Annotated in this window: 19 protein-coding genes; 14 read left to right on the plus strand and 5 right to left on the minus strand. The window is 48.4% G+C overall.

The window, feature by feature from the left end; genetic code table 11:
- The first annotated feature begins 83 nt into the window (after positions 1 to 83).
- The 14 genes from NWAT_RS05525 (at position 84) to NWAT_RS05590 (ending at position 15,526) form a co-directional block, all read left to right on the plus strand.
- Complete coding sequence (locus tag NWAT_RS05525) at positions 84 to 1,016, plus strand: GDP-L-fucose synthase family protein (RefSeq protein WP_013220156.1); 933 nt, start codon at positions 84 to 86, stop codon at positions 1,014 to 1,016.
- Positions 1,017 to 1,025: 9 nt separating this feature from the next.
- Positions 1,026 to 1,766, plus strand: coding sequence for a glycosyltransferase family 2 protein (locus NWAT_RS05530; protein WP_013220157.1), 741 nt, complete (start codon positions 1,026 to 1,028; stop codon positions 1,764 to 1,766).
- A 171-nt stretch (positions 1,767 to 1,937) separates the two neighbouring features.
- Positions 1,938 to 3,077 carry a glycosyltransferase family 4 protein gene (locus NWAT_RS05535; protein WP_013220158.1) on the plus strand — a complete coding sequence of 380 codons (1,140 nt, stop codon included), beginning with the start codon at positions 1,938 to 1,940 and terminating at the stop codon, positions 3,075 to 3,077.
- 755 nt (positions 3,078 to 3,832) lie between these two features.
- Positions 3,833 to 4,477 carry a cytochrome c3 family protein gene (locus NWAT_RS05540; RefSeq protein ID WP_013220159.1) on the plus strand — a complete coding sequence of 215 codons (645 nt, stop codon included), beginning with the start codon at positions 3,833 to 3,835 and terminating at the stop codon, positions 4,475 to 4,477.
- Between the two features lie 18 nt (positions 4,478 to 4,495).
- Positions 4,496 to 7,477: a TAT-variant-translocated molybdopterin oxidoreductase gene (locus tag NWAT_RS05545; RefSeq protein ID WP_013220160.1), complete on the plus strand. Its 2,982-nt coding sequence runs from the start codon at positions 4,496 to 4,498 to the stop codon at positions 7,475 to 7,477.
- Between the two features lie 2 nt (positions 7,478 to 7,479).
- Positions 7,480 to 8,859 carry an NrfD/PsrC family molybdoenzyme membrane anchor subunit gene (gene nrfD / locus NWAT_RS05550; RefSeq protein ID WP_013220161.1) on the plus strand — a complete coding sequence of 460 codons (1,380 nt, stop codon included), beginning with the start codon at positions 7,480 to 7,482 and terminating at the stop codon, positions 8,857 to 8,859.
- Entirely contained in the window at positions 8,856 to 9,398 is a 543-nt protein-coding gene (locus NWAT_RS05555; protein WP_013220162.1) for a DUF3341 domain-containing protein, read from the plus strand. The genes nrfD and NWAT_RS05555 overlap by 4 nt, the downstream gene beginning before the upstream one ends.
- Positions 9,399 to 9,591: 193 nt before the next feature.
- Positions 9,592 to 10,230 carry a c-type cytochrome gene (locus NWAT_RS05560; RefSeq protein ID WP_041350516.1) on the plus strand — a complete coding sequence of 213 codons (639 nt, stop codon included), beginning with the start codon at positions 9,592 to 9,594 and terminating at the stop codon, positions 10,228 to 10,230.
- Entirely contained in the window at positions 10,211 to 11,389 is a 1,179-nt protein-coding gene (locus tag NWAT_RS05565) for a hypothetical protein (RefSeq protein WP_013220164.1), read from the plus strand. The genes NWAT_RS05560 and NWAT_RS05565 overlap by 20 nt, the downstream gene beginning before the upstream one ends.
- Positions 11,379 to 11,813 (plus strand): hypothetical protein, encoded by a 435-nt coding sequence (locus NWAT_RS05570; RefSeq protein ID WP_013220165.1) that lies wholly within the window; start codon positions 11,379 to 11,381, stop codon positions 11,811 to 11,813. Before NWAT_RS05565 ends, NWAT_RS05570 begins: the two co-directional genes overlap by 11 nt.
- A gap of 27 nt (positions 11,814 to 11,840) precedes the next feature.
- Positions 11,841 to 12,473 carry a cytochrome c oxidase subunit II gene (gene coxB, locus NWAT_RS05575; protein WP_013220166.1) on the plus strand — a complete coding sequence of 211 codons (633 nt, stop codon included), beginning with the start codon at positions 11,841 to 11,843 and terminating at the stop codon, positions 12,471 to 12,473.
- Between the two features lie 72 nt (positions 12,474 to 12,545).
- Positions 12,546 to 14,153: a cytochrome c oxidase subunit I gene (gene ctaD / locus NWAT_RS05580; protein WP_013220167.1), complete on the plus strand. Its 1,608-nt coding sequence runs from the start codon at positions 12,546 to 12,548 to the stop codon at positions 14,151 to 14,153.
- A gap of 39 nt (positions 14,154 to 14,192) precedes the next feature.
- Positions 14,193 to 14,837, plus strand: a complete 645-nt coding sequence (locus tag NWAT_RS05585) for a cytochrome c oxidase subunit 3 (RefSeq protein WP_013220168.1) — start codon at positions 14,193 to 14,195, stop codon at positions 14,835 to 14,837.
- On the plus strand, positions 14,834 to 15,526 hold the full coding sequence (locus NWAT_RS05590) for a c-type cytochrome (protein ID WP_013220169.1): 693 nt from the start codon (positions 14,834 to 14,836) through the stop codon (positions 15,524 to 15,526). Before NWAT_RS05585 ends, NWAT_RS05590 begins: the two co-directional genes overlap by 4 nt.
- Before the next feature lie 362 nt (positions 15,527 to 15,888).
- On the opposite strand, the gene NWAT_RS05595 is transcribed toward NWAT_RS05590, so the two are convergent.
- The 5 genes from NWAT_RS05595 to NWAT_RS05615 are packed head-to-tail and all read right to left on the minus strand — an operon-like array spanning position 15,889 to position 25,472.
- Positions 15,889 to 17,478 carry a complex I subunit 4 family protein gene (locus tag NWAT_RS05595; RefSeq protein ID WP_013220170.1) on the minus strand — a complete coding sequence of 530 codons (1,590 nt, stop codon included), beginning with the start codon at positions 17,476 to 17,478 and terminating at the stop codon, positions 15,889 to 15,891.
- A 17-nt stretch (positions 17,479 to 17,495) separates the two neighbouring features.
- Positions 17,496 to 19,034, minus strand: coding sequence for a complex I subunit 4 family protein (locus NWAT_RS05600; protein WP_013220171.1), 1,539 nt, complete (start codon positions 19,032 to 19,034; stop codon positions 17,496 to 17,498).
- Positions 19,035 to 19,048: 14 nt separating this feature from the next.
- The gene (locus NWAT_RS05605) at positions 19,049 to 20,590 is read right to left on the minus strand and encodes an NADH-quinone oxidoreductase subunit 5 family protein (protein ID WP_013220172.1); all 1,542 of its coding nucleotides are present in this window, start codon (positions 20,588 to 20,590) and stop codon (positions 19,049 to 19,051) included.
- Positions 20,580 to 23,984, minus strand: coding sequence for a DUF2309 domain-containing protein (locus tag NWAT_RS05610; RefSeq protein ID WP_013220173.1), 3,405 nt, complete (start codon positions 23,982 to 23,984; stop codon positions 20,580 to 20,582). The genes NWAT_RS05605 and NWAT_RS05610 overlap by 11 nt, the downstream gene beginning before the upstream one ends.
- A gap of 30 nt (positions 23,985 to 24,014) precedes the next feature.
- Positions 24,015 to 25,472 carry a complex I subunit 4 family protein gene (locus NWAT_RS05615; protein WP_013220174.1) on the minus strand — a complete coding sequence of 486 codons (1,458 nt, stop codon included), beginning with the start codon at positions 25,470 to 25,472 and terminating at the stop codon, positions 24,015 to 24,017.
- Positions 25,473 to 25,854 lie beyond the last annotated feature (382 nt).

Raw genomic sequence — 25,854 nt, forward strand, 5'->3', positions numbered from 1 at the left:
GAAGTTAGGGGTATCTTTCTGATTTGAAAAGTTTTTTCTATCGTAAGCCGGCCGGCAGTTCTAACTTTTGCGTAAATTGATTGATGGATAAGTCCAAAAAAATATATGTTGCTGGGCATCGAGGCATGGTGGGGTCTGCTATTGTTAGAAACCTTGAAGAGAGAGGATATAGTAATATCATCACACGTACCCGCCAAGCACTTGATTTGCTTGATCAAAAGAAGGTATTTGCTTTTCTTGAGCAGACGCGACCTGATTACCTATTTATTGCCGCAGCAAAAGTGGGCGGAATTTATGCCAATAATATTTACCGGGCCCAATTTATTTATGAAAATCTTGTTATCCAATCTAATCTTATCCATGGGGCCTATTTGGCTGGCGTTAAACGTCTGTGCTTTCTAGGATCAAGCTGTATTTACCCAAAAAAATGTCCTCAACCCATCCGCGAGGACTATCTCTTGACGGGATCGCTAGAATCTACCAATGAACCTTATGCTATTGCCAAGATTGCGGGCGTTAAAATGTGTGAGAGTTATAATCGACAGTATGGAACCGGGTATATTTCAGTGATGCCCACCAATTTGTATGGTCCCCATGATAACTACGATCTTAATAACAGCCATGTATTACCCGCCCTGATTCGCAAAGCCCACGAGGCGAACTTAAGAGGCGATAAAAAATGGGTTGTATGGGGAACGGGCACGCCAAGGCGGGAATTTCTGTATGTAGATGATATGGCGAATGCCTGTGTTCTTTTAATGGAAAAGGACATTCCTGGCGGTTTATTTAATGTGGGTACAGGTGTTGATGTGACGATTAAGGCATTGGCGGAGATAATCATGGAAGTGGTGGAGTTTCAGGGAACTATTGTGTTTGATTCCTCTAAACCCGATGGTACTCCACGCAAATTATTGGATATCAGCCGAATACAGGCATTGGGTTGGCATCCACAGGTAGACTTGCGCGAGGGAATAAACAAAGCTTACCAGGATTTTTTAAACCGTGTTGCCGCCTAAATAGTTACGGTGAAGCCGTTAATTACGGTGGTTGTGCCTTCCTATAACCAAGGCTGCTATCTCGAGCAAGCATTGGTTTCTGTGTTTAGCCAGCAGCTGCCCGTCGAAGTATTTGTAATGGATGGTGGCTCAAAGGACCAATCACTTGCGATAATTAACGAATGGGAGCATCGTTTATCTGGTTGGCGAAGCCATCCTGATCAAGGACAAGCTGCTGCTATCAATGAGGGAATCGGGTGGGGAGAGGCGCCTTTTGTGTGCTGGTTAAATAGCGACGATTGGCTGCTGCCGACAGGATTCACCTGTTTATACCAAGCCTTGCGGCAATCTTTAGAAGCGCCTGCAGCTTATGGGCGCTCATGGAATTTTATTGAAAAAACCGGGACTCAACGGGCTGTTTGGGTGGAACCTTTTAACGAACGCCGTTTGGCATTACGTTGTATTATTTCGCAACCTGCAACATTAATTAGGCGTTCTGCCTGGGAAGCCGTGGGAGGCGTGAATGAGAATCTTCACATGGCCATGGACTATGATTTGTGGTGGCGTTTATTTAAAAGATTCGGCCGGTTACATTTTGTAGACGAATTCGTTGCGGTGAATCGTGATCATGTGGCTACCAAAACAAAAAACCAACGCCGTTTACACTACTGGGAAGCTATCGAGATAGTCCGTCAACATTATGGACGCGTCCCTTTGAAATGGTGGCTCGCCCAGCCCTATGCGGTCTGGTTTAAAGCGTTACGCAGATAGTCTTAAGCGAGCTTAAAGATTTCGTTCCTATGACACCTTGCTTCAGTGGCGAATGGCTTTTTCATATTAAGCCTATCTAGCTTTATCCCCTTACTAAGTGCTTTTTGAAAAACATGCTACCGAGACCGGCTTGCAGGTATTTTTTATAAAGCGCATTTTAAGCGAGCTTATATGCGGGTTTTACATTTTTATAGAACTTATTTCCCCGATACGATGGGGGGGGTTGAACAAGTAATTTATCAAATTGCTCGCGGTACTTCTGCTTATGGCGTTAAAACAGAGATTCTCACTCTAAGCAAAACCAAATCTGAGGAAAATTTATTTATTGATAATCATCTTGTTCATCGAGCACGGCTTGATTTTCAAATCGCATCAACGGGTTTTTCGTTATCGGCCCTACTGCGGTTTATTCAATTAGCCAAGCAGGTAGATTTGATCCATTATCATTTTCCGTGGCCATTTATGGATATGGTGCATTTTACTTCGTTGGTCAAAAAACCATCGGTAGTAACTTATCATTCCGATATTATCCGGCAGAAATTTCTCCTCAATTTTTACCGGCCACTCATGCACTGTTTTTTGAGCCATGTTGATCGCATTGTAGCGACATCTCCTAATTATTTCGCCACTAGCCAGATACTAGATCAATACCGAGCTAAAACCGAGGTGATTCCCATTGGCTTGGATAAAGCTTCCTATCCTAAAATAAGACCGGAATTACGACAGTATTGGGGAACGCGGGTAGGCCATCGCTTTTTCCTGTTTGTTGGCATGATTCGCTATTATAAAGGTTTACATATTCTTCTGGACGCGGTTGAAGGCACTGAGTTTCCTGTGGTTATTTTGGGCTCTGGGCCTGTTGAAAAAGAACTGAGAAGGCATGCACAAAGTTTAGATTTAAAAAACATTCATTTTTTGGGAGCTTTATCCGATGAGGATAAAGTAGCGCTGATTGACTTGAGCCTGGCCATTGTGTTTCCTTCTCATCTTCGCTCTGAGGCTTTCGGTATTTCTCTGCTGGAAGGCGCTATGTTTGGGAAACCGATGGTGTCCAGTGAAATCGGCACGGGCACCAGTTATGTCAATATCCATAATGAGACGGGCCTGGTTGTCCCCCCCAGCAATCCTGGCGCGTTTAGAGAAGCTATGACTTTTCTTTGGGATCATCCTGAAGCTGCGGCAAAAATGGGTAAAAATGCCGAGGCCCGCTATTGGCAGCAGTTTACTTCGGCGCATATGGCCATAAGGTATGTAAATCTCTATCAGCGCTTGCTTGAAAAATCCGCGGATAGTTTTAAGGTACCTCAATAAGGTCCGAAGAAAAAAAAGAAGTGTTCGGGTATCTCCCGCTTATTTTCAAAAAATGGAGACTAATTCAAGTAGTAATTTGCGGTTCTATTATGCAGCGAGTAAATCTATTTGCTGCCCTTATGATGGTTTACTGGCGCTTGCTTTATCCTTGTGGATCGTGGGTGGTTATTAAGTTCCCTAGATATTGGAACAAAGGGCTGGTATCCTGCAAATCTGCTTTTTCTCCCTAAAAAAATAGTTTAGCGTACTCTGCCGCCTGGGTTGCTCTTGGAGCGCTTCCTGTTCCCTGGCTTCACACCGTTCTTCATTCCTAAATATCCCCTATTTTTTTGCGCCTATTCATCGCGAATTCTATTCCTGGGCCGCTTTCCCGCTAATTATATTTACTATCCGAAGCTGCCTATTAACTAATAACTATACAAACTGTGTTTTCTGGTCTATAGCTTATAAATATTGAAATTTATTATGAGCTTAATGAAGAATGATAAATAATGAGATTGGGAGATTAGGAGAATTTATTGAATAAATTCAAAATGATTATATGATGATAGATAGTCCTAGGTATAGGCTAGGTCCCACTAGTAACCATGCAAAGTGAGAGAAGGTTGCTAGAAAATAGGCTGAGACTAATGGGCAATATAAAGCCAATCCAGTAATAAAAAAACCGTGCTTTACTCCGGCGGCAGAGGCGTTTATGCGTCGTGGATTTGGATAAGGACTGAAGTTAGGAGTGGATTTATAAGTTGGATTTTGCTATGGCCCAAATTTTCACCTCTCGTTTCGTTCTGCTTCTTAAACTCGCTATTTTGGGTATTGTTCTGTTTATTTTAAGCGCGGCAGTGCTTTGGCGTATCGCCACTAGCCCTTTGGCTGCCGTGGGCGCAGCCATCGAGCAGCCCGTGCCATTTAGCCATAAACATCATGTGAGCGATGATGGCATTGATTGTCGTTATTGTCATACCGCCGTGGAAAAATCTTCTTTTGCGGGAATCCCTTCAACAGAAATCTGCATGACTTGCCATTCGCAACTCTTTACCGATGCGGAGGTCTTGGCTCCAGTGAGGGCCAGTTTTCGGAAAAAAGAACCCTTGCGCTGGAAGCGCATTAATGATTTGCCTGATTTTGTGTATTTTAACCACAGTATTCATATTCATAAGGGGATTGGCTGCGTTTCCTGTCATGGACCGGTGGATGAAATGCCACTCACCTGGCGGGCGAAGCCTTTAACTATGCAGTGGTGCTTAGATTGCCATCGGGCGCCGGAACGTTTTGTACGGCCCCGCGCCCATGTTTTTGACATGGATTGGCAGCCGAAGGAGGACCAATTAGCATTGGGGAAGCGATTAGTAGAAAAGTACAACATTCAGAGTAAGACTGACTGTTCAACTTGTCACCGCTGAGCAAAGGGGGAAGCATCAATGGCGGGATCAAGTGTAAAACCTTTGGATTTAGCGCCCATTCGGGCCCGCCTTGCCGAGACGGAAGGACGCAGTTTCTGGAAAAGCCTGGAAGAGCTGGCGGGCAGTGAAGAATTCGAACGTTTTTTATACCAGGAATTTCCCTTTTTTCGCGAGCTGAGTCAGGCTTCACTCAGCCGGCGGGACTTTCTGCGGCTGATGGGGGCTTCTTTGGCCCTAGCCGGGCTAAGCGCATGCAGCGTTCCCCCACCGGAGGAAATTCTTCCTTATGTACGAACGCCGGAAGGTTTAGTGCCGGGCCAGTCGCTATTTTTCGCCACGGCGATGCCTCTGGATGGCTTTGCCACGGGGGTGTTGGTGGAAAGCCGGATGGGTCGTCCCACCAAAGTGGAAGGCAATCCCCAGCATCCTGCCAGTTTAGGAGGGATAGATATTTTTGCCCAAGCTTCGGTGCTGCAATTATGGGATCCCGACCGGGCTCAGGTGATAAATTATCAAGGGGAGATTAGCACTTGGCAGGCTTTTGTGGCCGCCATGGGCGATAAGATGAGCACTTTTGAGGGCAAACAAGGCAAGGGGCTCTATATATTAACTCCAACCGTAAGCTCGCCGACGTTGATTTCCCAATTACAGACATTAGGCAAACAGTTTCCCCATGCCCATTGGCATCAATATCAGCCGATTAACCAGGATAATAGCTATGAGGGGACCCGTTTGGCGTTTGGCGAGCCCCTTGAGACCCGCTATCACCTGGAGCGGGCTGAGGTAGTTTTGTCTCTTGATGGAGACTTCCTCGGCTTTTTGCCAGGACATTTACGCCATGCCCGCGAATTTGCGAAAAAGCGGCGGGTAGATTCGACACAAAGCACTATGAACCGCTTGTATGTGGCTGAGAGTTCACCAACCATAACGGGGGCGATGGCGGATCATAGGATCTCCCTGCCTGCTAGCCAAATAGAAGCGTTGGCCTTGCAGGTGGCCCGCGCGCTAGGCATTGAGGTACCCGTTATAGCAGGAATATCTCCCGCGCTGTCCGAACGATGGGTGAGGGCCGTGGCGGAGGATTTACGCCAACGCCGGGGAACTTCCCTGGTGATCGCGGGAGAAAAGCAGCCTCCCTTTGTCCATGGACTGGCCCATGCCATGAATCAGGTTCTGGGCAATGAGGGAACGACGCTTACTTATACTACGCCGATAGCCTTCAATCCCCGGAATCAAAATGAATCTCTGCGCCATTTGGTGGCGCAGATGGAGGCAGGCGAGGTGGATACGCTCATTATGCTAGGAGGCAATCCCGCCTATAGCGCGCCGGCTGATCTGGCCTTTTCCAAGCGGCTCGCCAAGGTGAAGTTATCAGTTTATCTCGGGTTATACGAAGATGAAACCGCCGCCCACAGCCACTGGCATATTCCCGAGGCTCATTACTTGGAGAGGTGGGGGGATGCCCGCGCCTACGAAGGTACGGTGAGTCTATTGCAGCCTTTAATTGCGCCTCTTTATCAAGGCAAATCAGCCCAGGAGTTGTTGGCGGTGCTGCTTGGCCAAACCGATCAAAGCGATTATGACCTGGTGCGTGGGTATTGGCGACAACAGTGGCCCAAATCGGAGTTCGAAAACACCTGGAACAAGGCATTGCAGGCAGGTTTTATCGAAGGAACGGCACTAACGTCGAAAGCGGTAAAATTACGCGGTGATCTAGTTGCCCATTTATCAAAGACACAGTCTAAGGCCCAAGCAACGTCAGGTATGGAAATTATTTTCATGCCTGATCCAACGGTTTGGGATGGACAGTTTACCAACAATGGTTGGTTGCAGGAGCTGCCGAAGCCCATCACCAAGCTTACTTGGGACAACGCCGCCTTGATTAGCCCCCGGACGGCCGAAAAGTTGGAACTTGCCAATGAAGAAGTCGTAGTGCTTCGCTACCAGGGGCGGCAAGTGCAAGCCCCTATCTGGATTGTACCGGGACATTCGGATGAGGCGATCACGGTGACTTTAGGTTATGGCCGCGATAAAACCGGACAGGTGGGAACGGGAACGGGGTTTAATGCCTATGCGCTGCGCTCTTCCAAGACGCCTTGGTTTGGGCGGGGGCTAGAACTTGTCAAGACTGGCAAGCGTCATCCCTTGGCCACCACCCAGCACCATCATCGCCTGGAGGGGCGGGATATTGTTCGAACGGCGACTCTCTCCGAGTTTCAAGAAAATCCCCATTTCGCTCAGCAAGAATCGCCCTCTGAAAGCCTTTATCCTCAATTTGATTATCCAGGCTATGCCTGGGGCATGACGATTAATCAAAGCGCGTGTATCGGCTGTAGCGCCTGTGTCGTGGCCTGCCAAGCAGAAAATAATATCCCTGTGGTGGGCAAGGAGCAGGTCAGCCTAGGACGAGAGATGCACTGGTTGCGCATTGATCGCTACTACAGCGGAGGCTTGGATGATCCACGGACTTATTTTCAGCCAGTACCCTGCATGCATTGTGAAAAGGCGCCCTGCGAGCTGGTCTGTCCCACGGCGGCAACGGTGCATGACTCCGAAGGGCTCAACCTTCAGGTATACAATCGCTGTATTGGCACCCGTTTTTGCTCTAATAATTGCCCTTATAAGGTCAGGCGGTTTAATTTTCTAGAGTATGCTAAAGACATGCCGGCTTTAGTAGCCCAAAAAAATCCTGAAGTCACGGTGCGGATGCGGGGGGTGATGGAAAAATGCAGCTATTGCATACAGCGGATTAGTAACGCCAAAATTCAGGCTGAGATAGAAGATCGCCGTATTCGAGATGGCGAAGTATTAACCGCCTGCCAGGCAGCATGCCCTACCGAGGCCATCGTCTTTGGCGATTTAAACGACCCGAAAAGCCGCGTTGGCCAAGTGAAGGCCTCGCCGCTTAATTATGCGCTCTTGGGTGAGCTCAATACGCACCCGCGAACTACCTATCTCGCCAAATTGACCAATCCGAACCCTAAGCTCAAGGAAGAATAGCAATGTCATCTAGACACCCTACTCATATAGGCACGCGGGGGGGCGATGCCTCGGTTTTTGAAAAAAAGCCTCCTCCGGGTGCCGCTGTGGCGGCTAAGGTCAGCGGCCTGGTATTGGCTCCTCAGCGGCGTGGGTGGTGGCTTGGCGCTTTTGGACTTTCCGCGCTGCTGTCGTTGTTGTTTTTCGCCGCTATTGGCTACCTTTTGATGACGGGCGTTGGCATTTGGGGAATCAATATTCCCGTGGCCTGGGGCTTTGCCATTACCAATTATGTATGGTGGATAGGAATTGGCATGGCTGGAACCTTTATTTCCGCTGCTTTGTTGCTAACGCGCCAAAAGTGGCGGGCTTCGATTAATCGTTCCGCGGAGACAATGACCGTTTTTGCGGTCTCTATTTCTGGTTTATTTCCCATCCTCCACTTGGGGCGACCATGGTTTTTTTATTGGTTGGCGCCTTATCCCGATATTATGAACGTATGGCCCCAATGGCGCAGCGCTTTGGTGTGGGATTTTTTTGCCATCTTGGCTTATCTGATTGTATCGCTGCTGTTTTGGTACATGGGGATGCTCCCCGATTTTGCCGTGATCCGTGATCGGGCGCGCAAGCGGTCCCAGCAAATATTTTATGGCCTCTTGGCCTTGGGTTGGCGTGGTGAAGTGAGGCATTGGCAGCGTTTTGAAATGGCCTCCCGCCTATTAGCAGGCATGGCCGTTCCGCTGGTTTTTTCCGTTCACAGCATGGTGGGGCAGGATTTTGCGGAAGGCATTGTCCCTGGTTGGCATTCCACCATTTTTCCTCCTTTCTTTGTTGCCGGCGCCTTGTTTTCGGGGTTTGCCATGGTGCTGATACTGGTTATTCCGCTGCGATCCGTTTTTGGCCTGCATGCGTTTATCACTTCTCGGCACCTAAATAATATGGCCAAATTATTACTGGCTACCAGCCTTATTGTTACCTATAGTTACATTATGGAAGTGTTTATGGCCTGGTATAGCGCTGATCCTTATGAGATTGCCATAACCCAGAACCGAATGAGTGGAGCCTATGCTCCCGTTTATTGGGCAACAATATTTTGTAATGTTCTGGTGCCTCAGGTTCTTTGGTTCAAGCGAATTCGTCTTAATCCTATGGCCTTATTCGTGGTTGGGATTGTAGTCGTTATAGGTATGTGGTTAGAGCGCCTCATGCTAATTGTGACCAGTTTGTATCGTGATTTCCTGCCCTCCGCCTGGGGGATGTTTTATCCCACTTTATGGGATTGGATCTTTCTTTTCGGCCCGATAGGATTCTTTGCCATGCTTTTTCTGTTATTTATTCGTTTTGCGCCGGTTGCTTCCATGTTCGAAATCCGCAAGCTCAGCGCCGAAGACAAAGAATCATGAATAAAACAGCAATTACACATTACGGCCTTATGGCCGAATTCGAGACGGCGGAATTGCTGCTGAAGGCGGTAAGAGAAAGTCGGCTAAATGGCTACCAGGCGATTGAGGCTTATACGCCTTTTCCGGTCGAGGGGCTAGATGAAGCCCTGGGACTTCGTCGCGATCTATTGCCCTTTTTTGCCTTGGTGGGCGGTTGCCTAGGGGCTATTAGTATTTACTTCGTGGAGTATTATTCCGCCACTATCAACTATCCTATTAATAGCGGCGGCCGCCCTTATCATAGCTGGCTCGCTTTTATCCCCCCCGCGGTGGAAATGGCTATTCTGGGGGCTGCCTTGGCGGTGGTATTTGGCATGTTGATATTAAATGGACTGCCTAAATTACATCACCCGCTTTTTGATGTATCCCAGTTTGAGATGGCGGAGCGGGATCGCTTTTTTTTGTGTCTTGGCGCCCATGATCCGCTATTCGATGAGGTCCGGGCGAGGCGTTTTCTTGAGAGTTTAGAACCGCTAAGCCTACATGAGGTTAAGGGATAATATAAACGGCTTTTTGAAAGTTATTAAAATAAGGGTTTTGGGTTAAAAGATCGTGTGGAATGCTTGGTAAGTTGAGCAGGGTAGGGGTTCATGATTAAAGCATTGCAAAGCGCGTCTCCATACCGGTTCCGGTGTAGAAAAGGGCGCTTTTGGAGCGGCTTTTAAGGAGGGCTGCGAAAAGGTGGTATATTAAATGTGCTTGAAAAGAGGCCGCTTGGTGGTTTTGGTGGTAGTTGCCGGAGTTATTGCTTTTTCGCCTGGCTGTGAAAATGTGATGCAAAATATGTACGATCAGCCAAAATACAAGCCACTTTCAAAAAGCGATTTCTTTTCAGACGGCCAATCCGCCAGGTCCTTGGTGCCTGAGACCGTGATATTTTCTTCAGGGAGTTTTGCAGGCTCGTCTAGCGGGCGGGAAGGAAAAGCGGCGTTCTATTTACCAAAAGGAAAAATTCCTAGTGGTGAAATCCCTCTTCCCATCACTGTTAAGCTTCTAAAACGAGGACAGGAGCGTTTCAATATTTATTGTGCTCCTTGCCATGGTCAGGCAGGCCATGGAGATGGGATGATCGTCCGCCGTGGATTCCCCTCTCCCCCTTCTTATCATTCCGCCCGCCTGAGGGATGCTCCGGATGCTCACTTCTATAATGTGATGACTCAAGGGTTTGGCCGGATGTTCTCCTATGCCGCACGGGTTGAACCTCAGGATCGCTGGGCTATCGTTGCCTATATTCGAGCTTTGCAATTAAGCCAGAATGCAACGCTAAAAGATATTCCAGAAGAAACTATCCAGCGTCAATTGGAAAAGAAAAATGATAACCAAAAGGGATGAGACCACCTTATCATTAATGTCCCGAGTACAAAAATTTTCTCTGTTTGTTGGGCTAATAGGACTAGTGCTTTCCGTGGTTGGAGCCTATTTTCAGTATCAGCAATTCCTGATTTCTTATTTGTTCTCTTATATTTTCTGGATCAGTATCTCCGTGGGCGGCTTGGCACTTCTTATGATTCATTATTTAACTGGTGGAACGTGGGGATTACTTATCCGCCGTCCCCTGGAGGCGGCGACTTGGGCGCTACCGCTTATGGCGGTGCTTTTTATTCCTTTGGCTGTGGGGCTGTCTGAAATTTATGTTTGGGCACGGCCCGGCGAAATAGCCAGTAATCCTTTGTTGCAGAAAAAAAGCTGGTATTTGAATGCCAGCTTTTTTCTTATTAGGGCTATTATCTATTTTGCTATTTGGCTGGGTATTGCTTACTGGCTGAAAAAATGTTCTAAAGAACAAGGCAAGCATCCAGAAGGAAAAACGGTGCTACGCCTCCAGCGATTGAGTGGGGGTGGTTTGATTTTATATGCTTTGAGTGTAACTTTTGCCGCTATCGATTGGGTGATGTCTTTGGTTCCGGAATGGACTTCAACCATATTCGGATTTATTTTTGGAACTAGCCAGATGCTGGCTGCTATGACCTTTGCAGTGATTATTGCCGGCTATCTTTCCAGTATCGAGTCGTTATCAAAATTTTTTTCGTCTGCTCGTTTCCATGATTTTGGTAATATTTTACTGATGTTTGTCCTGCTATGGGCCTATCTGTTTTATATGGAATATTTGATTATCTGGTCTGGAAATTTACCCCGTGAAATTTCCTGGTATGTCCCCCGCGTGGAAAGCAGTTGGCGTGGGGTGAGCATATTTCTCGCTGTGTTTTACTTCATTGTTCCCTTTGTGGCGCTGTTGTTTCGGTCTTTCAAAAGAGCGAGGAGGACGTTGGTGGGGATTGCCGTGATTATTCTGCTCTCCAGTTTAGTGAACGCTTTCTGGCTCGTTGTGCCCTCCCTGCGGGTTGAAGGCTTCCAAATTTATTGGACGGATCTAGTGGTTCCCATTGGAATGGGTGGTTTTTGGCTAGCCGTCGTACTTTGGCGGCTGCAAAATGCCTATTCTATACTCGCCCCAATGCCTGTAGAGGAAGCAATGGAGCATGGCGGATAACTTATCAAGCCAGGGACGCTACCGGCATGAGACCACGGATGTGCAGGACTATACTATTGTCTGGATAGGGGTTGTTCTCCTTTTGGTCATTGTCTTGGGCGGAACCTTCGTATTTGCCTTGATGGAGCTATATGAGAATAAGCAACAAGAGATGGGGACAGGAGGTCCCCTAAAAAAAGATCTCATAGTGGAGAGAATTCCTCCAGCGCCTTATCTAGAGGCGAGTTCTGGTGCAGGGTGGACTGAATTACGGAAAAAGAATGAGGATTTATTACATAGTTATGGTTGGGTGAATAAAAAAAAAGGCTCCTTTCATATTCCTATTGAATATGCTATGGAATTGTTAGCGAAAAGGCACTCACAGGATGAGCAAGGCAAGGACTATAAGAAAAAGGATGCGGCGCCCCATACTTTTGCGAATTAATCCCCTATAAATTTGGAGATTGTAGTGATGGAAAGGTTTGGCACATTTTTGGGAGAAGCCTCTAGCCTGTCGCGCCATTTCGATACCCTCTTTCTAGCGTTATTTATACTGTGCAGTCTCGTTACTATCATTATTACTTTTTTGATTGTTTTTTTTGCAATCAAGTACCGACGTGGTGCTAGCACAAGCCGGTTTATAATACGTAAATCTACCGCTATCGAGTTTGCCTGGACTATCATCCCGTTTGGGCTGTTTTTAGCTATTTTTGTATGGGCTGCCTATTTTTACACGGAACTTTTAGTTCCGCCAGATGATGCTACGGTGGATCTCGATATCGCCATTGTGGGCAAGCAATGGATGTGGAAGCTTCAGCATCCTAATGGGAAAAGGGAAATCAACAAATTGCATGTGCCATTAGGGAAAAATGTGCGGTTAACGATGATTTCCCAGGACGTTATTCATAGCTTTTTTATTCCGGCATTTCGTATTAAGCATGATGTATTGCCGGGACGTTACATCACAATTTGGTTTCGCCCTATCAAGCTTGGCAAATATCATCTTTTCTGCGCTGAATATTGCGGGACTGATCATTCTCGTATGGTCGGCCAGGTGATCGTCATGGAACCCTCGGCTTATGCACAATGGTTACAACAGAAATAGTGGTTATAAAAAACAAAGCAGAGAAATTACGGGAAAAGTTTCCTAACTATATTTTTCTAAAGAGATATCCTCATGAGCGCTAATGCGGCCGCGGAATATACAAGCTATCTTGATGAGGGGGAAACCCTAAAATCTTGGTTAACGACACTAGATCATAAACGTATAGCAGTGCTTTACCTCGTTTCCATTACGCTGTTCTTCTTTATTGGTGGAATAGCAGCTGCCGTGATACGCTTAGAACTGGTGACCGCCGGGGGAGATTTTGTTACCGCTGAAACCTATAACAAATCTTTTTCTCTCCATGGCATTGTCATGGTTTGGTTTTTTCTGATTCCTTCCATTCCAGCAGTGCTGGGGAATTTCCTTATTCCGCTGATGATTGGCGCCCGGGATCTCGCTTTTCCCCGTCTGAACTTGGCGAGTTGGTATTTATATACGTTAGGGGGAATATTCACCATCGGCATGGTGATTGCCGGTGGCGTGGATACCGGCTGGACCTTTTACACGCCCTTTAGCACCATGTTTTCCAATACGTATGTAATCGCAGCAGTGCTAGGCGTGTTTATTGTGGGTTTTTCGAGTATTTTTACTGGCATAAATTTTATTGTAACCATTCATAAAATGCGGGCGCCAGGGCTGACGTGGTTTCGTTTACCGATGTTTGTGTGGGCCAATTATGCCACCAGCGTTATTATGGTGCTAGCAACCCCTGTGCTGGCCATGACCTTGACCTTGGTGGCGGTGGAGCGCATATTTCAGATAGGTATTTTTGACCCCGCGTTGGGGGGAGATCCTCTATTATTTCAGCATCTGTTCTGGTTTTATTCTCATCCTGCCGTCTATATTATGGTTTTGCCCGCCATGGGGGTAGCAAGCGAGCTTATTGCTTGTTTCTCTAGAAGCCCAGTTTTTGGCTATCGTTTTATGGCTTATTCTGTTATGGCTATTGCAATCCTTGGGTTTTTAGTTTGGGGGCATCATATGTTTGTGAGCGGAGAGTCCGTTTACGCGGGCATGATGTTCTCCCTATTTAGTTTTATGGTGGCCATCCCCTCGGCTATTAAAGTTTTTAATTGGACCGCTACTCTGTATAAAGGGTCTATCTCTTTTGAGGCCCCTATGCTTTACGCGCTGGGATTCGTATTCCTGTTTATGATAGGCGGTTTGACTGGAATCATCGTGGCGGCTTTAGCCCTGGATGTTCACTTGACGGATACTTATTTTGTGATTGCCCATTTTCACTATATTATGGTAGGCGGATCGGTGATGGCGTATTTGGGAGGCATTCATTTCTGGTGGCCTAAAATGACCGGGAGAATGTATCCTGAAATGTGGGGCAGGATTGCGGCGGTGTTGATTTTCGTAGGCTTTAATGTGACATTTTTTCCGCAGTTTTTACTGGGCTATCTGGGCATGCCGAGGCGTTATCATGAATATCCGGAGGAATTGGAAGTGCTTAATGTGATTTCTTCCGGCGGAGCGTTGATTCTGGCGCTGGGTTACCTTCTGCCGCTCCTGTATTTATTGTGGTCGTTGCGCTATGGGCGTATCGCTGGTAGTAATCCATGGGAAGCAAAAGGGTTGGAGTGGCAGACCTCCTCGCCTCCTGCTAAATATAATTTTAGGGAGACCCCGATTGTAACGGAGGAAGCCTACGCTTATTCGCCGTATAAAGTTTAATAAAGGGTGAAGACCTTGTTCTCTTAGATTAAAACCAAAATGAGAAATGAGCACGCTATTGTAGCAGAGCAATTTGACGATCCAGTGCAAGAATACCAGGCGGCTACCCTCGGCATGTGGGTATTTCTTGGCACTGAAATTCTATTTTTCGGCGTTTTGTTCGCTGGCTATGCGGTAAGCCGGTTCAATTACCCTGAAGCGTTTGCTGAAGCAAGCAGGCATACGGATGTCGTGTTTGGCACTATCAGCACTGGCGTATTGTTAACGAGTGGTTTGAGTATGGCGCTTGCGGTTCGCGGCGCTAAGCTGGGAAGAGATAAGGCTATCCTAGGTTTTCTTATTTTGACCATACTGCTCGCAATAACGTTTCTTTTCATTGAAGGGACGGAGTATTACCATGCCTATAAAGAACAGCTTATCCCTGCCTTTAATTTTACCTATGAAAGTCCTCATGAAAAACCGGTTGAGCTGTTCTTTTTTCTTTATTTTTTGATGACGGGAATGCACGCTGTGCATGTCACGATTGGCATTCTTATAATGATCGCTATTGCTATAATGGCGGGGCGTGGGCGATTTTCCAGTTATTATTACACACCCGTTGAGCTCACGGGATTATATTGGGCCTTTGTGGATATCGTCTGGGTTTTTATTTATCCACTTTTTTATTTGGTGTCACGCGCGTGAAAGGGCAAGATATCGCCCCGTGGAAAACTCAGCTGTGGGTCTGGGCGACTTTAATTATTTTGCTCCTAGGAACCTTTGGCAGCGCTTATATCCCTTTAGGTCCCTTTAATCTTGTAGTCAATATACTCATTGCTATCGGCCAAATGCTATTGGTGCTAACCTTTTTCATGCACCTGAGATACCGGGGGCCTTTGGTAAGAATTTTTGCGGCAGCGGGCTTTTTCTGGCTTCTTTTTCTTTTCGGATTTACCCTGAGCGATTATCTTACCCGTCCGGAGCCTGTTTCCGCCGATAAGCTTGCTTATGTTTATCCTGGCGTTAGTGCTAAGGAGCAGTCGGCCCATCCCCCGCCATCATCACAAAAGAGGGTAGAATTTTCTCCACAAGCGGCCCAGTTAAAACCTCAGTCATCAAGGGAAGTAAATCTAAAGAGAGGTAAGGCGGTCTACCAAGAAACTTGTTCTGCCTGTCACGGGACAGGTGCTTTAGGCGCTCCCAAAATGGGAGAGAAAGCTGCTTGGAGCAAGCGCGCTACGCAGGGGCTGGAAACCTTAGTGTCTCATGCCATGAATGGCTATAAGGCGATGCCTCCTAAAGGAGGAAATCAGAAGCTAAGTGTTAACGAGATACGGAATGGAATTGTTTATATGCTAACTCAGTCTAAGGTTGTGTTAGGGCAGAAGAAATAAAAATTCATAAAAAATAGTGATGCAGTACTTTTTTAGATGGACTTCGTGATTAAACCAGGAAATTTCTGGGAAGGGGTTGGTTTAATACCAAGTTAGGGCAGAGAATGTTAAATAAACACCGGCTACACTTACTCATAACTTCTGCAACGGGAGAGCCGCGGGCAAGTTTAACTTGTTTATTTCCTTCGGGATATGGATGGAAAAACATTTCGTAAATATAAGCTCGTATGGTAGTCAGGGTTAGCATAGATGAGAGAGTGATGGAGTTGGTAAGAGACACTGTAGATTCCGCCGAAAATTTTACCCCCCACTTCAAAAACTGAAGCAGGGGTAAAGAGTTCTAAAGCAAACAAGAAAGGCTTCTAATAAGAATAATGATTAGGGTTTGAGGTCCTATCGTAATGGTTTTTTTGAGCTAAAATTTTCTCGGCGGTGTTATTGTTCTCCGCAACCGGGGAAGTTTCTACACGTGCTACCCAACCTTGTAAGGTTTTATCCGTTGTGTTTAGCACTTGCTGCGGAAATAGGCCAAGAAGTAATGCTAACGAAACCATGGTGCCGGCTATCCAATATTCCCGTGAACGTAAATCTACGGCCTCTTTTACCGTAGCGTGGGTAACAGGACCCAAGAAAGCCTTCTGATAAAAAACCAGATAGTAAGCAGCGCTTAGAATGATACCTAGTAGCACGGCTAGTCCCATTCCTATATGGGCTTTGAATGCGCCAATTACGATTAGGTGTTCAGCGGCAAAACCATTGGTACCGGGCACACCAATACTTGCCAGGCCAAGGATAAAAAATAATGATGCTAAAATAGGCATGGGGCGTGCCGCGCCACCTAACGCGGTTAATTCAGTTGAGCCTAGCCTATACTGAAGAAATCCTGCTATGAGAAAAATACCGCTGGCTACGATACCAAAATTGAAAAGCTGAAACACAGCTCCTTGGATGCCTTGGATATTGAAAGTGGCCGCGCCGATTAATACGAAGCCTGCATGACTGATACTAGAATAAGCAAGCATACGGCGTAGATTGGTTTGTTTTAGGGCGATCAATGCCCCATAGATGGCCCCGATTGCGCCTAACAGCATCATCAGAACAAAATACTGGCTTGCGGCCTGGGGGGCCAGGGGTATGGCAAAGCGGATAATGCCAAATAAGCCTAGCTTTAGGCCTACGATGATGGCGGTGATACTCGCCGGGCCTTCCATCGCCATGGTCGGCAACCAGACATGGAAGGGGAACAACGGAGCCTTGATGGCAAAGCCGAAAAATAGTAATAAAAAAACTATTGCTTGAGTCGCTAGGGGAATAGGGGTTTGCAGCAGCTCCATATAGTTGAAGGAAAGCCCCGCTGGTGCGGCTATTCCTGTTTCATTGGCGTGATTCAATCCTAGCAGGACAAACCCAAAGAGCAAGAGAACTCCGCCGGTCAGCATGAACAGCACGTATTTGAGCGCGGCATAGCGGCGATGGACACCGATTCCCCAGAGGCTGATAAGAAAAAATAAGGGAGGTAGCGTGAGTTCCCAAAATAAAAAAAATAAGGCCAGGTCCAGCGTGCAATAGACACCGATAGTAATGCCTTCCAGGAATAGCAGTAGGGCAAAATATAAGCTGGAGAGTGTTTTTATACTACGTCTAGAGGCTAATATTACTGCTACCGTGATTAGGGCAGTTAGGGGCACGAAGAGTACTGATAGCCCATCGACGCCTAGCAGATAATCAATATTCAGGGTCGGTATCCAGCTATGCTGCTCTACAAACTGCATGCCATCTTGATTAGGATCGAATAACCCTAGCAGGATAAGGGATAGCAGCAGCTCGGCAACCGCTACCCCTAGCGCCACAGATAGAATCCGGTGTTTATTGCGGATGCGGAGCAGGCTAATGCCTGCCACCACGGGAAGAAAGATCAAAAGACTGAGAAGGGGGAAAGGGGATGTTTCCACGGTATATAATCCTACGGTTAATTCATGACGAGGGCGGTTTCAAAGCGCTGTGATAGCGCGGTCAGAGAACCATCGACCAATTCAAGCCAGGGTCCTATATAAAAGCCAATACCCGCCAAAACACTACAGACGGTAGCGGCTAATAGAACTTCAGGCACATCCAGTTTGATTTTCTTGGGCTGAAGTGATCTTTCCCGGCGCTGAGCCAGGAAGGCCCGTTGGAAAGCCCATAGAAGGAAGGCGGCAGCCGCCACAGTGCCTGAAGCTAGGGCGACGGCAATGCTCCAATGATAAGTGGCTATCGCCCCTTCCAGTATGAGATGGGCCGCATCAAAACCAGGGGTGCCGGGCATGGCCATGGTGCTAAGAGCCGCGATCAAGAAGGTAAAACCCAGCAAGGGGGTAGCATCGAACAAACCGCCTAAGCGGGGTAGCAGGGTGGTACGGGTGCTGCGGTAAAATATCCCCATCACGAATAGTAGTCCACTGGCAGCGACGCCAAAATTAATCGTCAGCAAGAGGCTTCCCTCCAGGCCCACTCTATTAAGGCAGAAAACGCCAATGATGAGCAAACCCGTATGGCTTACCACGGCAAAGGCCAGCAGGCGGCGCAGATTAACTTGCAGCAGGGCCATCACCGCGCCATAGAAAGTGCCAATGATGGCGAGTGTGACGATAAAACTTTTCCACTCTTCCACAGCATCGGGCATCAGGGGCAAGATAAAACGCAGTAAGGCATAGAGACCCACTTTAAGTCCGACCAGGAAAACGCCTAGAGTTGCCACCGGACCGTGCTGCGCAACGATGGGTATCCAGGCATGAAAGGGGAATAACCCTAGGCGGGGAGCAATACCAAATAAAAATAACACGAAGATAGGCGCTTGTGCCTGTGGGCTAAGTGGCGAAGCCAATAGATCCGTGAGAGCAAAGGACCAGCTTCCCGCTGCCTCGGCGTGGTACCAACCAAGGAGCAGGATGGCAATTAACAGCAGCCCGATTCCTCCCCCCATGTCCTGGAGATAACGGGAAAGCGCCCAATTTTTTTCTGGGCCTTGGGTAGTTCCCCAGCGATGTAAAATGATCCCCGCTGGGATCAATTCTAGCGCCAGAAGCAGCCAAAATCCTAACAGGTCGATGCTCATGAATAATCCCATCAACACTGCCTGAAAGGCAAAGATACTGGCCACATAAAAGCCTATGGGCCGTTCATCAACAATCTCCGTGGAGACGGTTTTACAGTAAAGGATAAGCAGCAGAGTCAGTAGGGCGGTGAGGGCAACAAATAAGATACTGATACCGTCCACGCCCAGATGATAGGACAAAAAGGGCAGCAGCGAAGCTCGTTCAACGAATTGAAGGTTAGCAGTACCAGTTTCGAAATGAGTCAGCAAGTAGATTGCCAGACCCAGTTCTAAGGTGGCTGCAATAATACCTAATAGGACGGTTGAATTAGATTTAACGATCCAGGCGACAGTCATGGCCAGGAGCGGCAGCACGATCATGGTGCTCAGAAGGGGGAAGCCTGCTTGCGCGGACCAGCTTATTTCGGCAATCATTTTAAATCCTCTATTTATAATGCTGCGAGTAGTGCCGCGATGACTAAAGCGACCAAAAATCGTGGCTCGCTTAGCAGTGCTTCAAACCGGTTGAGGGTGCTACCTAGCCGGTGGCGGCCTACACGTACGATATCTTCGCCAATCCCGCGCAGAATCAAGCGGTCTTCAAACCAGTAAAAAAGATCGGCCAGCGCGTAAATAAGCCGTCCTCCTAAGCCACTGACTTGAATGACTTCCGGATCGGCTTGGTACTCTTTTCGCGCGGCCGATTCCATAGGCGCCGAGGATGCTTTGGGTATAGGCAGGCCCGCTGCCGAATCGATAACCTGGTTATCGAAATAATGGAGATCGCTGCCTAGCCGCTGGATGGGTTTAACGACGATCCAGTCGCCCAAATTTTCTAACCAGAGGCGTTGCAATGAAGCCAGATAAAGCCAGCGTTGTCTAGCGATAAATTGGGGTACAGAGTGCGGCCGCATTCCCTGGGATTGTTGCATCACCGAAGGGACGGTAAGGAACTGATAACCTCGGAACACGGCGTGGGCGCATAAATGCCATAGGGCCAGATCCCAGAAACCTAGGCCCGCCTCGAAAAACATGAGACCTACCTGGGCCATGGTAGAGAAAATCAGGGCGCTTTTAGCGTCCGTCTGGGTAAGCCCGCAGAAGAATGCGTAAATTGCGGTCAATAGCCCCACAAACGCCATTAATCCCATAGCGAGCGGGGCGTGTTCAAATACCGGCTCCAGCCTCAAGACCAGATAAACGCCTGCATGAACCATGACCGCCCCATAAAAAATGGCGCTGGAAGGCGTGGGCCCTACTATCGCCCGCGCCAGCCATGGCGCCAGGGGTACCTGGGCGGATTTGGCGATGGCGGCCAAGAGGAAACAAGCAGCCAGTATCCGGGCTTCCCAGCGGGGCAGCTCGATAACTTGGCTGGCGATGTCGTTCCATTCGATGCTGCCTATCCAGAAAAAGGCAAAGAAGATACCTATCACGAAAGCAATATCACCAATACGGGTAGTGATAAAAGCGCGAGTCGCGTTATTGACCGGCACAGGTTGGTGATAATTGTAGGCAATAAGCAGATAGGAAGTAACGCCTGCCAGTTCCCAGCCCGCGAAGGCAAGCGCGCTGCTGCCGGCCATTACCAGCAGTAGCATGGCGCCAATAAACAGGGAAAGCACCAGGAAAAAGCGATGATAGCCTATTTCCCGGTGCAGGTAATTGATGGAAAAGCGTACCACCATCACCGAAAAAATGATGGTGGTTGCGCCCATGGCAAGGCTGATGTCATCGAAAATAAAGCTAATATTAATACGGTAGCTCCCGCTTTCAAACCAGGTTCCCAGGACAACGTATTCAGGAAGAGTCCCTAGGAGTTTTATGGCAATGGCTATTAGCACCGCTGCCAAGGAGATAAAGGCTGCATACAGGGTGATACGGGCGGTAAGTTGTTCGCTGGCCTCTCCGTTAATGCGTCCCGAGAGAATCCCAATACCGATAAAAAAAGCGGCTAGAAAAGGAGGAAGAATAATAAGTTCAGACAGCATGGTGGACCTCCATTGTTTGTTTAGGCTCAATTAGGGCTGGGGGACGTAACTCAGAATGGCCGTCATACCAGTCCATGGAGCGTTCCACCACGGGTAGAGGTTCTAGTTTCCGGTAGCTCTTCCAGGGAATGAAGCCCCCTTGTTTTGGATCAAAAATTGAAATTTTACCGGTTTTGGGATGGATGGAGCTTAGCAGCAGCCAGCCACCATCAACGAACTTGCGCAAGGACGGCAGCGCCCAGCTGCCCTCTCCAGGTTCGCGGGAAGAGGGTTCGTTCATATAAATGGCGGTGAGGGTTTCAGGGGTTGCTTCCACGACGGCAAGGAGGCGCATGGGTTCGTGAATATTGTGCTGGACGTCAACCATTTGAGAGTAGGCCCAGGTACGCAAATCACCGTCAGTGCCCTGCATGACCCCAAAGAGGCCAACCACATTATGGGCCACCTTGGAGCCACTGCCAAACCCTTCATTGTTAACAGCGGAGAAGTAATAATCGAAGGTGATGCCCACGCCTATGGGGGTGGGATTTCGGAGAAGGAACTCAAGCGATTTTGCCTCCTTGTCCACGGTTGAGTCATTAGAAAGAACATAAACGCGGCGATCTAAAAAGAGGCCACGGGTGACGGAGCGACGTCCAATAACAGCCGCAGTTGAGGCTGCATGGCCCAGTTCTTGCCGGGGCTGGCTAAAGTCGTAGCCACGTTCGCGAACGTGGCTTAATGCCTCCTGTAAGCTCGGTTTTTTTGGTGCCGAAGCCATGCGCCGGCAACGTTCATGAGCAGATAACATTAAGGCTTGCTCTATATCAGCCTTTAGCTTTTCGTAATTGGGCTTTAAGGTTGGTGGCAGGTGATCCAGATCGAACCAGAATACTTCATCGGTGCAGGTGTCATGTTCGGCGCCGATGAACCAGGTGTCGTCTGGAATCCGTATCCCCCGTTCGGCCAATTGCGCCCGTATTTCTGGGCGGTTAACGATAGTCGCGAAGAGACGAGCGTTGGGTCCGCCACGGCGTCCATTGCAGGCGCCGCACCCATAAGCGTAATAGTGGGGATTGTTCTGCTGAATGGAACCATGCCCAATTAATACCACTAAGGGTGCAAAGCCGCTGGTTAAACCGATTGCCCGCATGAGGGCTTCCAACCGGTTAGCTTGTTCAGTATTGGTGAAACCCAAGCGCGGATTGTCGGGAGTTGGCGTGGTGTCATCATCCGGCGTGCTGAATGCTAATTGGGTAGGGACCGGGGGAACCAAGGCGGCGTTGATTTTTTTGCTTAAAGCCGCTTGTTGGAAGGGGAAAAAAACCTTGCCTGCTAGAGCAGCCAGCACGCCAGGGGAAAGAGCGTCAATGAGTAGTTTTGAACTCAGCAGATTGCGGCGGCTTTCCACAAAAAACACACGTTTCAAAAAATTCTTGATGCCATAGGCGTACTTATGGATTTGGTACCGCTTTTCGGCACCTGGGCGGGGTTCTTCATGAACCTCGTTAAGAGGTTTTACAAAGACGGGACAATGGGGAAAGGTGCTGGTTGCATCTAGCTCTTGCCAGTATTGGGGGACGCCAAAAAAGCCGGGTGATCCCAAGGTTTCAATGTTGGGGTTAGTCTCCTCTAAATGGCGGCGAATGCCTTCCTCGCGGTCATCAAAGCAAAATATGGCCTGGGCTTCCGGGCGAGTATCCCGCTGGAGCCAGCGCGCACGCCCATGGTTTTGCACTAGAGCATTAAAGAGATCTTCTCGGTAGCGGTATTCATAAGCGCAGAGCCAGATATACCCCCGTTCAGAATCGGTCAGTTCATCCAGGATGGCGAGTAGCTGTTCGGCATCGCTGCGGGAAAGTTTGCTCGCCTCGCTTCCTGGTAGACCCAGATACTGGGCCAAGAGAAATAGACGCCAGACGTGAGAATGGACCGTTTGGCGTTCCCCTCTTTCCGACGATGGATTGTGTTTCCAGTTCTGAATCATATTAGCTACCATGTGCCAATTGTCGCGGTACTTCGGGGTAGTCCGAGGCAACATGACCAACTCTTGCACCCTAACAGCCAAATACTCCGGTAGTTTGTTTGAAAATAGCGTATACCGCCCCAAGAATTCCGACGGATTAGTCTCAAAATAGGTTTTGAGTTCATTGAGGTTGCCGGCTATTCCCCAGGTATTCTGGGAAATATGCTCGATCCAAATAACATCCAGGAAGAGGCGGATGGCTAGGTAATCCATGAGGGAGGCGGGCGCCTCCTGGTTTGCCTTATACTGAGGCCGGTGGTAGCGCCAGTTGATGAGGCCGGACCAGCCTGGTATCTCCAGCGCAATTCTCTTTAAGTAGCCATCCCAGCGGGATTCTGGAATCCGTAGCCGCTGGAGACAGGTAATCACCGCATCTACCGAATGCTCCGGTAATTCGGCATGAAACTGATGCCACCCATCGGGTAGTTCGGCCAAATCGAGTCCGAAATCAACAGGTGAGCAACCCCGCCATGCCATATAAAGTCCCTGCTCCCGGTGCGGTAAGTTCCAGGCGGCGAGTCCTTCATCAAGGTGGGAAGCGCAAAAACGGATCAGGATAGGTCGGACTTGGTCCAATAGATCCTCGCCAGTCAGTGCTTGTAATAGGCCACGCAGGGATAGTTGCTCACCTACCTCTTCAAATAAATGGCTGAGATCTCTGCGGGCTTCAGCAAGCATTTCCTTTTGAGGTATAAGCGTGGGTTGGCTAGCTAAGCTTACCCGAAACTTACTCTGCCTCCCTTCAGCCTGGCTGTGGGAAAATTCTTCCAGGTCCACTAATTCCTCTAGTTCTTCCGAATGTAGGTTCGGCTTTTCAAGCTGGAAAACTTTTAAGCATGTTTCCCATAGATTCCGGATAGTTTCACTTTCCGAATGGTGGCTTTGATTCTCATCCTGGGCAGCCCCAAGCAGCGCATCGCGGGCAGACTTTGGCACATCGTCCTGAAAGCGCCTTAGCGCACTGCACTCATTGATTTGCCAACGGAAACGGCTAGGGGAGAGAGGGCTGATATCGTGGATTAGGCTGATGCGCCAAATATCCTGTTTACTGATAGGGCGATCGCTAAACTTCAGTACGATTTCACGGCAACGGCCATCGGTGTTGTACCTTAGGGATTCATTAAGATCAGCGTCGTCTATACGGCCCCGGGCGTAGTGCTTGCGGAAATCTTTTTCAGGCAGGTAACCACGAAGGCCGGTTAGCTTATAGTAAGCCTCGAGGGCTTCGGTAAAGGGTAAATGCTCATAGCCCTGCAAGGTATTTAGGTGATTGAAATTATATAAGGGCGCTGCGCATGGCAGCACCAGTTCTAGCTTGTCTACCGCGGCAGTCAGTTTTTCTCGAATATCCAAGGGCGATTCTGCCCGTTCGGGGTGGTGTGCGCTCATGAGATTCTCCTAAATTTTTATAAAAGTTTATTAAGGGAAACCGGCACTGAGGCTGATGATGTAGGCTCCAAATAAATCCAAGGCGGAAGCCGGCATGACCCCTAAGGCAATGATACCGAAAGCCAATACCCCAGCGGAGGCAAGCTCTGTGCCATGCAGGTCTTTTAAAGCGCGCATTTCAGGCCGAACCGGACCGGTAAATAAACGTACGATAGTCCGCATGGCGTAGGCAGCGCTGATGACTACGCCGAGGCTGGCTAGCAGCACCCACCAGCCCCAGCGCTCGAAGCCGCCAATGAGCGCATGAAGTTCAGCCGGAAAGCCAACGAGGCCAGGCAGGCCTATCGATGCCAGCAAGGCTAAGGTAGTAAACAGGGCGAATTTAGGCATCACTTGGACCAGCGAGCTGTAATCAGCGACCTCACGGCTATGCGTTCTATCATAGAGCAGGCCGATTAGCAGAAACAGGGAGCCGGCCACCAAGCCATGGGCGATCATCTGCATGGTTGCGCCCAAAAAACCAGCTTCATTGAGGGCGGAGATGCCCAGAATCACAATCCCCATATGACTAATCGAGGAATAGGCGATCATGGCTTTGAGATCGCTCTGGCGCCAAGCCAGTAATCCTCCATAGACGATACTAAACAGCGCTAATCCAGCTAATAAAGGCTGAAGGGCGAGGGCTGCGTCCGGCAGCATGCCGATAGCGCGAATAAGACCATAGGCCCCCATTTTTAGCAATATGCCGGATAGCAGAATACTGACGGGGCTTGGCGCCTCCACATGGGCCAAGGGGAGCCAGCCATGGAGGGGAAAGATAGGAACCTTGACTCCAAAGCCAATCAACAGTCCTAGAAATACCAGTATTTGCTTCTCCAGGGGCATTTGGGAGGCAGCCTGGGTCATGGCAGCTATGGTGGTAGAGTGCTCGCTGGACGAAGTATAAATTATCAATAGACTAACCAGCATGAATACAGAGCCGCCCATGGTGTAGAGCACGAAATTTAAGCTGGCCATCTGTCGGCGTTTGCCACCCCACTGATCGATGAGAAAGAACATGGGGATTAGGGTTAGCTCCCAGAAAACGTAAAACAGCACCCAGTCTTCGGCCATGAACACGCCCAGCAGGCCGAATTCCAGCACCAGCAGGGCAATATTGTAGCCCTTGGGGCGATCAGTCATGTTATAAGAGGCCAAAATAGCAATGAACGAGAGCAGGGTTGCCAGCAATACCATGGGCAAGGCAAGACCATCCATGGCTAAGGCATAGTGGCTCCCCAGCTCTGGATTCCAGGGTTCCAGCTCTACGAGCTGAAACTCGGGACTGCTGGCATCAAAGACGAGCAACAGGGAAAAACTAAGGATAAGCACGAGCGCTGATACCCCCACCGTAGTACGGCGTATTAAAAGAGATTTATGGGGGGGCATGAAGGCGATGAGTAGCGCGCCGATAATTGGCGTAATTAGAATTAGGCTAAGAAATCCCATTGTCTTAATTCTTATTTGTGTGGCTAGGATAATAGGCAGGCGGATACCGATTTAACTTTATAGGGTTAGGATTATTACACACAGGGCATACCCCTTTTTTAAGATATATATTGCGGAAGTATCTTTGAATAGAAATAAAGATTTAGCAATTTTTATGCCTATTATTTATTTGATAAGAACAATTTGCTGAACTATAGAATAAAATATGGAACTAATACCAGCTTTTCGAGACCAAGGATAAATAAAATAGTTTATTTAAGCCACTTCCTTGGTTTATTTAAACCGATAAAAAAGATAGAGGGTGATTTGCCCCACTCAACATGGTGAATATATTCTTTTTTATCGATTCCTTTGCCTTCACTAGGAGGCTTCCATCATTTTA

Source organism: Nitrosococcus watsonii C-113 (genome assembly GCF_000143085.1).
Lineage (GTDB): Bacteria > Pseudomonadota > Gammaproteobacteria > Nitrosococcales > Nitrosococcaceae > Nitrosococcus > Nitrosococcus watsonii.